General features: G+C 65.9%; 9 protein-coding genes. 2 read left to right on the plus strand and 7 right to left on the minus strand.

Going from position 1 to position 12,265, the window contains the following annotated elements; all coding sequences use genetic code 11:
- Positions 1-104: 104 nt before the first annotated feature.
- The 5 genes from SOM61_RS08965 to SOM61_RS08985 all read right to left on the minus strand — a co-directional run bounded on the left by SOM61_RS08965 (position 105) and on the right by SOM61_RS08985 (position 6,141).
- The gene (locus SOM61_RS08965; protein ID WP_320473761.1) at positions 105-1,877 is read right to left on the minus strand and encodes a putative bifunctional diguanylate cyclase/phosphodiesterase; all 1,773 of its coding nucleotides are present in this window, start codon (positions 1,875-1,877) and stop codon (positions 105-107) included.
- Positions 1,867-2,691: a PAS domain-containing protein gene (locus SOM61_RS08970; RefSeq protein ID WP_320473762.1), complete on the minus strand. Its 825-nt coding sequence runs from the start codon at positions 2,689-2,691 to the stop codon at positions 1,867-1,869. Before SOM61_RS08970 ends, SOM61_RS08965 begins: the two co-directional genes overlap by 11 nt.
- Before the next feature lie 7 nt (positions 2,692-2,698).
- Positions 2,699-3,091 (minus strand): PAS domain-containing protein, encoded by a 393-nt coding sequence (locus SOM61_RS08975; protein ID WP_320473763.1) that lies wholly within the window; start codon positions 3,089-3,091, stop codon positions 2,699-2,701.
- Between the two features lie 133 nt (positions 3,092-3,224).
- Positions 3,225-3,584 (minus strand): DUF1428 domain-containing protein, encoded by a 360-nt coding sequence (locus tag SOM61_RS08980; RefSeq protein ID WP_320473764.1) that lies wholly within the window; start codon positions 3,582-3,584, stop codon positions 3,225-3,227.
- Between the two features lie 133 nt (positions 3,585-3,717).
- The gene (locus tag SOM61_RS08985; protein ID WP_414674956.1) at positions 3,718-6,141 is read right to left on the minus strand and encodes a penicillin-binding protein 1A; all 2,424 of its coding nucleotides are present in this window, start codon (positions 6,139-6,141) and stop codon (positions 3,718-3,720) included.
- A gap of 197 nt (positions 6,142-6,338) precedes the next feature.
- Between SOM61_RS08985 and SOM61_RS08990 the strand changes: the two genes are divergently transcribed.
- The gene (locus SOM61_RS08990) at positions 6,339-8,609 is read left to right on the plus strand and encodes an OPT family oligopeptide transporter (RefSeq protein ID WP_320473766.1); all 2,271 of its coding nucleotides are present in this window, start codon (positions 6,339-6,341) and stop codon (positions 8,607-8,609) included.
- 54 nt (positions 8,610-8,663) lie between these two features.
- On the opposite strand, the gene SOM61_RS08995 is transcribed toward SOM61_RS08990, so the two are convergent.
- A complete protein-coding gene (locus tag SOM61_RS08995) occupies positions 8,664-9,575 on the minus strand; it encodes an NAD-dependent epimerase/dehydratase family protein (RefSeq protein WP_320473767.1) in 912 nt (303 codons plus the stop codon).
- A 105-nt stretch (positions 9,576-9,680) separates the two neighbouring features.
- Between SOM61_RS08995 and SOM61_RS09000 the strand changes: the two genes are divergently transcribed.
- Positions 9,681-10,580, plus strand: a complete 900-nt coding sequence (locus SOM61_RS09000) for a LysR substrate-binding domain-containing protein (RefSeq protein WP_320473768.1) — start codon at positions 9,681-9,683, stop codon at positions 10,578-10,580.
- 71 nt (positions 10,581-10,651) lie between these two features.
- On the opposite strand, the gene SOM61_RS09005 is transcribed toward SOM61_RS09000, so the two are convergent.
- The gene (locus SOM61_RS09005; protein ID WP_320473769.1) at positions 10,652-12,157 is read right to left on the minus strand and encodes a peptide MFS transporter; all 1,506 of its coding nucleotides are present in this window, start codon (positions 12,155-12,157) and stop codon (positions 10,652-10,654) included.
- Positions 12,158-12,265: the final 108 nt, after the last annotated feature.

Below are 12,265 nucleotides of genomic sequence, written 5' to 3' on the forward strand. Positions count from 1 at the left end.
GGTTTCTGAGTGTTTTCATTTTCGCAATGACAATCATTTGCGAGAATAGGAACACGTCGGCTACCCGTGTAGGATTTCACCTTAGTGCTGCGTCAGCTACGGCGTCAGGCGGCGATCGTTTCCTGCGCCAGCCAGTCGAGCAGCTCAGGCGCTGGCAATGGCCGGCTGAAATAATATCCCTGCACCTTGTCGCAGCGCTGCTCGCGCACCACGTCCAGCTGCGAGCGGGTTTCGATGCCCTCGGCCACGGTCGTCATGCCCAGGCTCTGGGCCACTTTCACGGTCGCCTCGATCAGCACGCGGTGGTGGAAGCTGGTGTCGGCCAGGCACACGAAGGAGCGGTCGATCTTGACCGTGTCCACCGGCAGCAGGTGCAGGCTCGACAGCGACGAGTAGCCGGTGCCGAAGTCGTCCAGCGCGAGCTTGACCCCGAGCGCTTTCAGCTCGTGCAGGCGCACTTGCGTGTCCTGGTCCTGGGCTGCGAGACTTTCGGTGACTTCGAGCTGCAGGCTGGCGGGCGGCATGCCGCTCGTGCGCAGTACGGCGGCGACGCTGTCGATCCAGCCGGGCTGGCCGAGCTGCGCGCGCGACAGGTTCACCGCCATCAGGCGTGGCGCCGCGTCGCCGAGATGCGCCTGCCAGTCCATGAAGTCGCGGCAGGCGCGCGCCAGCACGAAGTCGCCCAGCGCGCCGATCAGGCCGCACTCTTCGGCCACCTGGATGAACTCGATCGGCGGCACGACGCCGCGCAGCGGATGTCGCCAGCGCACCAGCGCCTCGACCCCGGCCGCGCGATCGACGCCGCCGCCCGGCAGCAGGCGCACTACCGGCTGGTAGACCACGAACAGCTGTTCCTCGGCCAAGGCCTGGCGCAGGTCGGCCTCGATGTCGGCGCGGCGCGCCGCGCGTTCGCGCATGCTGGCCTCGAACACCGCGTGGCGGTTGCCGCCGGCGCGCTTGGCTTCGACCATCGCGATACCGGCGTCGCGCAGCAGGCTGTCGGCATCGAGCTCATCGTGCTCATCGAGCGCCGCCGCGTCCGGCCCCCAGGCCAGTCCCAGGCTGGCGCTGCACACGATCTCGTGGCCGCCGATCACATAAGGATGGGCGAGGGCGTCGAGCAGGCGCAGCGCCACCCGTTCGGCATCGAGGCGCGCGCGCAGGCCGTCCAGCACCACCACGAATTCGTCGCCGCCGATGCGCGCCGCCAGCTGGCCACCGCGCGCGGCGGTTTCGAACCCGCTGGCCGGCGGACGCAGGGCGCCGCGCAGGCGGTCGGCCATGTGCATCAGCAGCTGGTCGCCGCCGGCCTGGCCCAGGCTGTCGTTGAGCTGGCGGAAGCGGTCGCAGTTCAGGGTGAGCACCGCGAAGCCGTGTGCGTCCTGTGGCCGCGCGAGCACGCGCTGCAACTCTTCGCGCACCGCGGCGCGGTTGGGCATGCGGGTCAGGCTATCGGTGCGGGCGGCGTTGCGCAGGCGGCGCGACAGCATCTCTTGCTCGCGCTGGACTTCGAAGGTGGCGTCGGCCACCGTCGCCATCAGGCGCTCGGGGTCGAGTTTGGTCAGGTTCAGCGACAGTACCTGCAGCGAGCCGCTGGCGGCGTGCTGCACGCCGACCGGCAGGCGCAGACCTTCGCAGATCATGCCGGAAGGTTCGATGAAAGCCTCGACCATCGCCGGCAGCTGGGGCGCGACCGGCGCCAGCACGTCGAACAGGTTGTCCAGCCCGGCGTCGGTGGCGAGCGGCATCAGGAGGCTCGAGGCCATCGGATTGAGCATCTCGACCGTGCCGTCGAGCGTGGTCTGCGCCAGGCCGATCGGGGCCCGGTACAGGAACTGCACCAGCGTCTCGTACGCGTCGACCGGTTCATGCTGCATGGGCGTCCTCCTGATGGCGGGCGGTCGTGTCTTGCGGTGTGCCGAGATCGCGCAGGATCAGGCAGTAGGCGGCGGCATCAAGCTCGCCGGGCAGCGCCTCGTGCTCAGGCAGCGGCAGCGGCGCGACCAGCGTGCTGCCCCAGAACACGGCGCCGTCGGCGCGCAGGCGGCGCCCCTCGTCGAACGACCAGCCATTGGCGTCGGCCTCGCGCAGCCGGTCCTGGCGGTACTCGAGCGCGATCGCGTCCGGCGGGTAGAAGATCGTGAATGGCCGGCCAACGGCATCGGGACCGAAGCCGGTGACGCGCCCGACGCTCGCGTTCCAGTCGCAGAGCCGGCCCTGCAGGTCGAGGCTCACCAGGGCGTAATCCTGGACACCGGCCAGGATGGCCTTGAGCCAGGCGTCGTTCTGGCGCAGCCGGCGCTCGCGCCGCACCTGCTCGGTGATGTCGTCGATCACCGCCATCACGCGTTCCGGATCGAGCTTGAGCAGGGTGAGCGCCAGGATCTGCGGCGCGCGCTTGCCGCCGGCGCCGGCTTCCAGATAGAGGTGCAGGCCGTCGCAGATCTTGCCGTAGGGCTCGCCATGCTGGGCGGTGCGCTCGCGCATCTCGGGCGCCACCATCTCGAGGGCCGTGAACAGGTTGTCCAGGCCGCCGTCCTGCGACAGTGGCATCAGGAGCCGGGCCGCGACCGGATTCATCATGGTGACGTCGCCCTGGACGTTGGTCTGCACCAGGCCCACCGGCGCCAGGTACAGGAACTGGATCAGCGCCTCGTGCTCGGCGCCGAAGTCGTTTGCATCCGCGCTCATCGGGGGCTTACCGCAGCTGGCGCTGGACCAGCACGTAGCGCTGGCTCCCGCCCGGGTTCGATAGCAGACGCAGCGCAACCTTGACTGGACGCATGCGCAGGGTCAGGACGTAGTCGATGGTGTCGTCCAGCACGCTATTGTCTTGCTGCGCGTCTTCGAAACGCTGCGCCACCATGAAATTGTTCATGCACGGCGCAACGTTGGTGAACAGGGGCTGGCCCAGTACCCGTTGCGGCGACAGGCCGGCCGCCTGGGATTCGAAGACGTTGTACAGCGTGACATTGGTGTCGGCGCCGAAGCCGATGACACCGAACGCGAGCGCATCGAGCTGTTCCGGCGTGCATTGATCCAGGCGAGCAGCCAGGTCGGGCGCGTCGAAGGCGAGGGGCGTGACGGTCATGGTGTCGGTTGCCGGGCCGCGGCTATTGAATTTAGGTAACAGATGTTGGCATGTGAAAAGGTGTAGTGTCAACCGTGCGCGCCTTTCCACTTCACATTTTTCAATGGCCGTGCCGTTCCGACACGCCGCGGGTCTATAAATCGACCAGGTTCTCGAATCCACCAAAGAACATGCGCTTGCCGTCGAAAGGCACGCCGCCCGGCTTCATCATGTCTTCCAGGCGCGGATCCTTCATCACCTTCTCGAGCACGGCATCGCGGTGGCTGCGCGATTCATAGACCGCCCAGGCCAGGATGACGGTCTCGCCGTCTTCCAGCTTGACGCTCTGCGGGAACGAGGTATGCTCGCCCGGCTTGACGTCGTCCGCGATCCATTCGCGGTATTCGAGCGCGCCATGTTCGCGCCAGACCTGGCCGGCCAGGTTGGCCTGGGCGCGGTACTCGTCGATCTTCGACGTGGGCAAGGGAAGGACAAAACCGTCTACATACGCCATGATGATCTCCTGAGGTGAGGTGATGCACTAAGTGATGTGTGAGGTGTCGCTGAAAGGTGTAGCGGAAATACGCGCGCCGCCCCTTCCCGACCGGCAGACCGCCGGCCGGGAAGGGGTGAGATTACCACATGGCTTACCACAGCGGGTTGTGCGCGGGCGGGGGATCTGGCGGTGGCGGCACGGCGGCTGGCGCGGGAGCCGGCGCGATCGGCGGCGCCACCGGGGGCAATGCCTCGATGGCCGGCCGTTCGTCGAACGGCGAGGCGTCGGGCGCCACTTCCTGGCTGCCGGGCGGCAGGTCCAGCGGCTGCTCCACTGGCGCCTGCTCGATGTCGATCGTGCGCGTCTCGCCCGCGTCAATGAATTCCGGGTAGATCCAGTCCTCGCCGTCGTGCACCACGTCCTCCGGCGGGGTGCGCTCGACGGGTGGCACTTTGGCCAGCGCCACCCGCATGTAGTCGATCCAGATCGGCATGGCCAGCGTCGAGCCGAATTCGCGCCCGCCCAGCGAACGCGGGTCGTCATAACCCATCCACGACACCGCCACCACATTGCCCGCATAGCCGGCGAACCAGCCGTCGACGGCGTCGTTGGTGGTGCCGGTCTTGCCGGCTAGGTCTTGTCGTCCCAGCTGTTTGGTGGCGCCGGCGGCGGTGCCGAAGCGGGCCACGTCGCGCAGCATGCTGTCGACCACGAAGGCGTTGCGCGCCGTGACCGCGCGGCTGGCTTCATCCTTTGCCACCGGCGGCTTCGCCTCGAGGATGATGGCGCCGTTGCCGTCCTGGATCCTGGCAATCAGGTAGGGCTTGACCCGGTAGCCGCCATTGGCGAACACCGCATAGCCGCCGGCTAGTTGCAGCGGCGTGACGGCGCCGGTGCCGAGCGCCATCGTGTAGTTCTTCGGATGGCGCGCCAGGTCGAAGCCGAAATGCTCCAGGTACTGGTGGGCGAAATCGACCGACACCGCGCGCAGCACGCGCACCGTCGGAACGTTCTTCGATTTCACCAGCGCCTGGCGCAGCGTGACCTCGCCGTCGAACACGCCGTCGTCGTTCTGCGGTGTCCAGGGCGTCTCGAGGGTGGAGCCGGGCAGCTCGATCGGCTGGTCCAGGATGCGGGTGGTCGGCGAATAGCCTTTTTCCAGCGCCGCCGAGTACACGAAAGGCTTGATGCTCGATCCCGGCTGGCGCCAGGCCTGGGTCACGTGATTGAACTTCTGCAGGTTGTAGTCGAAGCCGCCCACCAGCGCGTGATAAGCGCCGGTGTCGGCGTCGATCGCGACGAAGGCCGCGGCCACCTGCGGCACCTGGGTGATGCTCCAGTCGCCTTCCTTGTTTTTGCTGATGCGGATAATGGCGCCCGGGGTGATCCGGACGTTCTCGCGCGCCTTGGCGGACAAGGCGTTGGCGGCGAACTTGAGCCCGGCGCCGCGGATGGTGATGTCTTCGCCCGACAGCGTGTCGACCAGCACCGCTTCGCTGCTGGCCTTGAGCACCACGGCCGGCAACAGGCCGTCGCTGCTGGGGCGCTTCTGCAGCGCATCGACGATCGCTTCCTCGCGCTCTTCGGCATCAAGCGGCAGCTCGACGCGCGCTTCCGGGCCGCGGTAGCCATGGCGCCCGTCATACGCCAGCACGTTGCGCCGCACCGAGTCGTAGGCGGCGTTCTGCTCGGCCGCCAGGATGGTGGTGGTGACGGTGATCCCGCGCGTGTACGATTCTTCGCCGAACTGCTGGTAGACCGTTTGACGCGCCAGCTCGGCCACGTACTCGGCGCGGGTGTCGAACGATTGGCCGGCGTCGCGCTTGACGCGCAGCGGTTCGGCCAGGGCCTGGCGGTACCGGGCTTCATCGATCTCGCCCAGTTCCAGCAGGCGCTTGAGGATGGCGTGCTGGCGCGCCTGCGCGCGCTTTGGGTTGGACACCGGATTGGTGCGCGCCGGATTCTGGGGCAGGCCGGCCAGCATCGCGGTCTCGGCCAGCGTGAGCTGATCGAGCGTCTTGCCGAAATAGCTGCGCGCCGCGCTCGAGAAGCCATAGGAGCGCTGGCCCAGGTAGATCTGGTTCATGTAGAGCTCGAGGATCTGGTCCTTGGTGAGCGAATCTTCGATCTTGTAGGCCAGCGCGATTTCGGTGAACTTGCGCGCGAGGGTCTTTTCGTTGGTGAGGAAGAAGTTGCGCGCCACCTGCATCGTGATGGTCGAGGCGCCTTGGCGGAAGCCGCCGCGCAGGTTGGCGCGCGCGGCGCCCAGCGCGCGGATGAAGTCGATGCCGCCGTGTTCATAGAAACGCGTGTCCTCGATCGCCAGCACGGCGGACTTCATCATGGCCGGGATTTTCGCGATCGGCACGAAGTCGCGGTGCTCGACGCCGAACTGGCCGATCAGCACATTGTCGGCCGTGTAGATCCGCAGCGGGATCTTGGGCCGGTAGTCGGTCACGGCATCGATCGGCGGCACCTTGGGCATGATCGCGGTCGTCAGGTAGACCACGGCGCCGGCGATCGGCAGCAGGATCGCGGTCGAAGCGACAAGGATGAAGGCGTGCAGGCGCTTCATGCCGAACAGGGTTTTGTTGGACTGCTTGTTGGTATCGCTCACTGCTGGACTTTCGCGGTGCGGCCCTGATGTGGGCCAGGAGCGGCCGATTATAATCCGCTTTCAATATGCACTTTCTTTCCGTTCGTGCATGTGCGATATTCTCGCTTTGGGCCCGCCGGCGGCACGGCGGGCCGCATCAGCAACGAAGGAAATCCATGCCATTCGATTCGAAACCGGCCGGCTTCAAGCCGTATATCCCCGCCACCGCCCAGCTGCCAGAAATGACCCCGCGCGCCCTGATCATGGGCGTCATCCTGGGCATGATCTTTGGCGCGTCCTCGCTCTACCTGGTGCTCAAGGTGGGCCTGACGGTCAGCGCCTCGATCCCGGTTGCGGTGATCGCGATCACCCTGTTCGGCATGGCGAAGAAGCTCGGCGCGCGCGAATCGACGATCCTCGAGAACAGCGTGGCGCAAACGGCCGGCTCGGCCGGCGAATCGCTGGCCTTCGGCCTGGGCGTGACCATGCCGGCCATCATGATCCTCGGTTTCGACCTCGAGATCTCGCGCGTGATGCTGGTCGGCGTGCTGGGCGGCCTGCTCGGCATCCTGATGATGATCCCGCTGCGCCGCACGCTGATCGTCGACCAGCACCGCGAACTCAAATACCCGGAAGGCACGGCCTGCGCCGAGGTGCTCAAGGCCGCCGCCACCGACGTCTCGCGCGAAGCCGCGGGCGAAGTGCGCGACCCGGCGACGGCGGAAGGCAGCGACGCCATGAAGACGGCGAAACGGCGCGCGATGCTGATCTTCGGCGGCTTCGGCATCGGCATCCTGTACAAAACCCTGAGCGTGTCGTTCAAGGGCTGGCGCGACACCATCAACTTCGAGTTCGGTGCGCCGCTCAAGACCGGCAGCATCGGCGCCGAGATCTCGCCCGAACTGGTGGGCGTCGGCTACATCATCGGCCCGCGCATCGCCTACACGATGGCGGCCGGCGGTGTGCTGGCCTCATTGATGCTGGTCCCGATGATCAAGTTCTTCGGCGAGCTGGCGACCGTGCCGCTGTCGCCGGCCACGATCCCGATCAGCGACATGACGGGCGACGACATCCGCGCCTCGTACATCCTGTACATCGGCGCCGGCGCGGTGGCGGCCGGCGGCCTGATCTCGCTGGCGCGCTCGCTGCCGACGATCTGGAACGGCCTGCGTGGCGGCCTGGCCGGCGTGCGGCAAGGGTCGAAGGGCGACGAGTCGCTGCGCACCGACCGCGACATCCCGATGAAGTGGGTCGTGATCGGCTGCCTGGCCATCATCGCCATCATTTCTCTGGCCACGCCGCTGCACATGAACGTGCTGGGCGCGGTGCTGATCCTGGTGTTCGGCTTCCTGTTCGCCACCGTGTCCTCGCGCCTGACCGGCGAGATCGGCTCGTCGTCGAACCCGATCTCGGGCATGGCGGTGGCGACCCTGCTGTTTACCTGCCTGATCTTCCTGGTGATGGGCTGGACCGGCGGCCAATATTATGTGACCGCGCTGTCGGTCGGCGCCATCGTCTGCATCGCCGCCAGCAATGCCGGCACCACCTCGCAAGACCTCAAGACCGGCTACCTGGTCGGCTCCACCCCGCGCATGCAGCAGTATGCGATCCTGTGCGGCGCCTTCGCCTCGGCCCTGATCCTGGGACCGATCCTGCTCAAGCTGAACGAAGCCGGCACCGTCTACGTGCCGGCGGCCCAGGTGGCGCCCGGCCTCACGGTCGATGCTTCGACCCTGGGCGACACCGGGCAGCTGCACGGCCCGCAGGCCAAGGACGACCCGAACACCTATAAGGTATGGCACAAGACTGACACGGTGGGCGGCCCGGCCGGCAAGTACTTCGTCGATGCGGCGGGCAAGGCGGTGTACCTGGTGGACCCGGGCATCAACGGCCACCACAGCACGCGTCCGGACGGCACCGAGGTGAAGAAGTACGATGCGCCGAAGGCGGTGCTGATGTCCTACATCATCAAGGGCATCCTGGACCAGGAACTGCCGTGGACCCTGGTGCTGTTCGGCGTGATGATCGCGATCGTGCTGGAGATGGCGGGCATCGCCTCGCTGGCGTTCTCGGTCGGCGTCTACCTGCCGCTGGTGGCGACCCTGCCGATCGCGATCGGCGGCACCGTGCGCTGGTTGGCCGATCGCCGCAACAACAAGCTGCCGCAGAACGCGCACCTGAACGAAGAAGAGCGCCAGGCGGCGGGCGACCGCAGCGCAGGCGTACTGCTGGCCTCGGGCTATATCGCAGGCGGCGCGCTGGCGGGCATCATCATCGCCATCACGGCCGGTATCTTCACCGACTTCGACGCTGCGATCGGCGCCTGGGCCAAGGTGTCGAATCCGTTCTTCGAAGGGGTGGGGGCGAACTGGCTCAGCATGATTCCGTATGGCGCCATCGTGCTGCTGCTGTGGTGGGTGGCGCGCGAGAAGGTCAAGAAAACCTAAGCGCAAACGACAACGCCAGCTTTGAGCCGGCGTTGTTGTTTAAAGGGCTGTGGATCAGACGTAGGCCAGGTCGTGCTGGCGAATGGCGCTGTCGATCCAGTCGTCGGTATCGCTGAAGCGGTAGCCGAGTTCTTTTGCGCGGCCGGTGTCGAGCATCAGCGGCGTCACCAGGTCGAACGGCGACGGCGTGCCGGCGGCGACCTTGCGCATGCGTGCCGGCGCATTCAACGCCGCTCCCACGCGGCCGTGCAGCTCGTAGGCCGACAGCGCGCCATCGGCCGCGGCGTTGACCGGCCCGCTAAACGCCTGGGCGCCGGCCCAGACCAGGAAGTCGGCCGCCTCGCGCGCCTCGAGGAAGGAGGTGCGCGCCTTGGCGCTGGTGTATTGCAGGGCGACGCCCTGGCGCACCAGGTCCACATAATGGGCCAGGCGGCCGGTGAAATCGTCCGGCCCGCCCAGCACGTGGCCCAGGCGTACGCTGGCAACCGGCATGCTGCCGGCACGGTACAGATAGGCCTCGGCCTGGACCTTGCCGGCGACATAGCTGTCGATGGCGCGCGCCGGATCGTGCCACGGATAGGCGGTATCGATCGGCTGTGCGTCGACGTGCAGCGACTCTTCGTCGAAGGCTTGCGACTGCGGTTCCAGCGCGCGGTAGACGTCGATGGTCGAGGTCATGACGTAGCGGCCGACATTGCCGCCAAAGACGCGGCTCGAGATGGCGGCGTCCAGCGGCGAATAGCACATCTGGTCGTAGACGATATCGAACTTCACGCCGGCAAAGGCGGCGCGCATGGCCTGCTCGTTGCGGCGGTCGACGCGCACCCGGGCAATCCGCGCGCCGAAGGGATCCGGTGCGTAGCCGCGGGTGGCGATGGTGACGTGGTGGCCGGCCCGGACCAGGCGCTGCACCAGCAGCTTGCCGAAAAACCGGGTCCCACCGATCACGAGAATATTCTTGGGCATGGCGCTTCCTTGTGTGATCACCACTATTTTCCTAGGGGAAGTACAATTCATCAAACGAGAAAAAGACATGTCAATGAATAAGAAAAACTTAGCCATGGACCCAAAATGAAGGCTTTGCGCAGCCTTTCGGGCCTCATCGACTTCGAGTGCGCCGCGCGCTGGGGCAGTTTCAAGCTGGCCGCGCACGAGCTGCACAAGACCCCGGCCGCGGTCAGCCTCCAGGTCAAGCAGCTGGAAGAAACCATTGGATTTGCTCTATTTGTGCGGCATCCGCGCCACGTCGCACTGACGGAAAAGGGGCAGGAGCTGGCGATCGCCACCGCCCGCATGCTGGGCGAGTTGCGCGCCAAGGTCACCGCCTTGCAGAGCGGCGACGAAGAGGCGGTGCTGCGCATCGCCACCACCCACTCGTTCGCGATCAAGTGGCTGGTGCCGCGCATGCACCGCTTTACCAAGCTGTATCCGGAACTCGACATCCGGCTCGACTCGAATGACGCCCCGGTCGATCTGCAGGCCGACAGCACCGACGTCGCGATCCGCTACGGCGCCGTCACGGACGGCGATCCGACGGTGCTGTTTCGCGAACGGCTGGTGCCGGCGTACAGCCCCGAGCTGCTGGCGCCCGGCCAGGCCGCGCTGACCCTGGCCGACCTGGGCGCGCACCGTCTGTTGATCGTGCATTCGCCCGAGGCCTGGCTGCAACTGCTCAACGAGAACCGCGCGCTCAAGGGCGATTACGATTTCTCGCGCGCCTACAGCCATTGGGGCGTGCTGGTGCAGGCGGCGGTGGCGGGGCAGGGCGTGGCCCTGGTGCCGTACGGGATCGCGTTCCAGGACATCGCCGCCGGCGCGCTGCGCCTGATCCCCTGCCGCAGCGTGCCGTTCGCGAACGGCTACCGCTTTCTCGCCAATCCGCACAAGGAACATATGCTCAAGGTGCGGCGCTTCCGCGAATGGATGGTGGCCGAGATGGCGGCAATGAGCGCGCATCTCGATTACCGCTAGACGGTGCGACGGCGGCGAAAATGCAAGAAGGGCGGCCCGCGGGCCGCCCTTCTCGTTGCAGGGTCAAGCGATTACTTCACGCCGTGCATCAGCTTCTGGATCACTGGCGCCAGGATCACCAGCAGAATGCCGCCGCCGAGCAGCGACCACAGGCCGAAGTTGTAGCCTTCCAGGGCCGAAGCCACGGTCATGCCGGTCTCGCCCGAAACGTGCGAGGCGAAGATGCCCGACAGGTTGTTGCCGATACCGGTCGACAGGAACCAGCCGCCCATGCCAAGGCCAACCAGGCGGGTAGGGGCCAGCTTGGTCACCATCGACAGGCCGATCGGCGACAGGCACAGCTCACCGACCGACTGGATCACGTACACCGCGAACAGGGTCCAGAACGGGATCATGCCCTTGTCGTCGACCAGCGACGACAGCGCGAACACCAGCAGGCCGAACGCCACGCCGTTGAAGATCAGGCCAAGGCCAAACTTGCGCGGGATCGATGGGTTTGCGTTGCGCTTGCCGAGCCAGACCCAGATCGCGGCGATGATCGGCGCGAACACGATGATGGCCACCGAGTTCACCGACTGGAACCAGGCCACCGGATATTCCCAGCCGCCCAGGTTACGATCGACGATATTGTTCGCGAGGAAGGTGAACGAGCTGCCTGCCTGTTCGAAGAAGCACCAGAACAGGATATTGAAGAAGAAGATGATCATCATCGCCCAGGTCTTGTCGCGCGAGACCTTGCCTTCGCGGATGCCTTCAATGATCAGCATCGCGGCCAGACCGACGAACAGGATGGTCAGCAGCACCTGCAGGTTGGCGGCGCCAGCTTGCAGCAGCAGGTACATGATCGGGATCACGACCAGCGCGCCGACAATCGTCATCACCAGGCGCTTCGGACTGGCCAGGTCGCCGATCGGGGCGCCGATGCCCTGGAGGGACTTGCGGCCGACATAGAACCAGAACAGCGAGATCAGCATGCCGATACCCGAGGCCAGGAACACGATCTTGTACGATGGCATGGCCGTAGTGCCGAACACTTTCTCGGCCAGCAGCTGGGTCACGACCGGCGCGAACAGCGCGCCGACGTTGATGCCCATGTAGAAGATGGTGAAGCCCGAATCGCGACGGGTGTCGTTCAGCGCGTACAGCTGGCCGACCATGGCCGAGATGTTCGGCTTGAACATGCCATTACCGACGATGATGGTCGCCAGGCCGAGCTTGAAGATGTCCTGGTTCGGGATCGAAATCATGAACAGGCCGGCCGCCATGAAGATGGCGCCAACCAGGATTGAACGCTGGTAGCCGATGACGCGGTCGGCTACCCAGCCGCCGAAGACGGCGCCGGCATACACCAGCGCGAGGTAGGAACCGTAGGTCAGGTTGGCGTCGGCCTGGCCGACCGCGTCGCCGCCGTAGAACTGGGAGACGATGTAAAGGACGAGTGCCCAACGAATGCCGTAGAAAGCGAAGCGCTCCCAGAATTCGGTCATGAACAACATCCACAGCGGTGCTGGGTGGCCCATGATCTGCTTGAATTCTGGAAGAGGTCCCTTGGCGGGTGTAGTAGCTGCACCGCTCATGCGGTTCCTCCCGAAGAAAATGTAATGACAGAGTAATAGTTATATGGAGCCATTCGACGGGCGAACATTCCAATAGGCACGCATTCTAGTGCATATTCTTCATCACAA

The organism is Massilia sp. CFBP9012 (genome assembly GCF_034045115.1).
GTDB lineage: Bacteria > Pseudomonadota > Gammaproteobacteria > Burkholderiales > Burkholderiaceae_D > Telluria.

Bases quoted from the DNA above. Each gene is read 5' to 3' on its own strand.
- SOM61_RS08965 (WP_320473761.1), bottom strand. From the start codon at position 1,877: ATGCAGCATGAACCGGTCGACGCGTACGAGACGCTGGTGCAGTTCCTG.
- SOM61_RS08970 (WP_320473762.1), bottom strand. From the start codon at position 2,691: ATGAGCGCGGATGCAAACGACTTCGGCGCCGAGCACGAGGCGCTGATC.
- SOM61_RS08975 (WP_320473763.1), bottom strand. From the start codon at position 3,091: ATGACCGTCACGCCCCTCGCCTTCGACGCGCCCGACCTGGCTGCTCGC.
- SOM61_RS08980 (WP_320473764.1), bottom strand. From the start codon at position 3,584: ATGGCGTATGTAGACGGTTTTGTCCTTCCCTTGCCCACGTCGAAGATC.
- SOM61_RS08985 (WP_414674956.1), bottom strand. From the start codon at position 6,141: ATGAAGCGCCTGCACGCCTTCATCCTTGTCGCTTCGACCGCGATCCTG.
- SOM61_RS08990 (WP_320473766.1), top strand. From the start codon at position 6,339: ATGCCATTCGATTCGAAACCGGCCGGCTTCAAGCCGTATATCCCCGCC.
- SOM61_RS08995 (WP_320473767.1), bottom strand. From the start codon at position 9,575: ATGCCCAAGAATATTCTCGTGATCGGTGGGACCCGGTTTTTCGGCAAG.
- SOM61_RS09000 (WP_320473768.1), top strand. From the start codon at position 9,681: ATGAAGGCTTTGCGCAGCCTTTCGGGCCTCATCGACTTCGAGTGCGCC.
- SOM61_RS09005 (WP_320473769.1), bottom strand. From the start codon at position 12,157: ATGAGCGGTGCAGCTACTACACCCGCCAAGGGACCTCTTCCAGAATTC.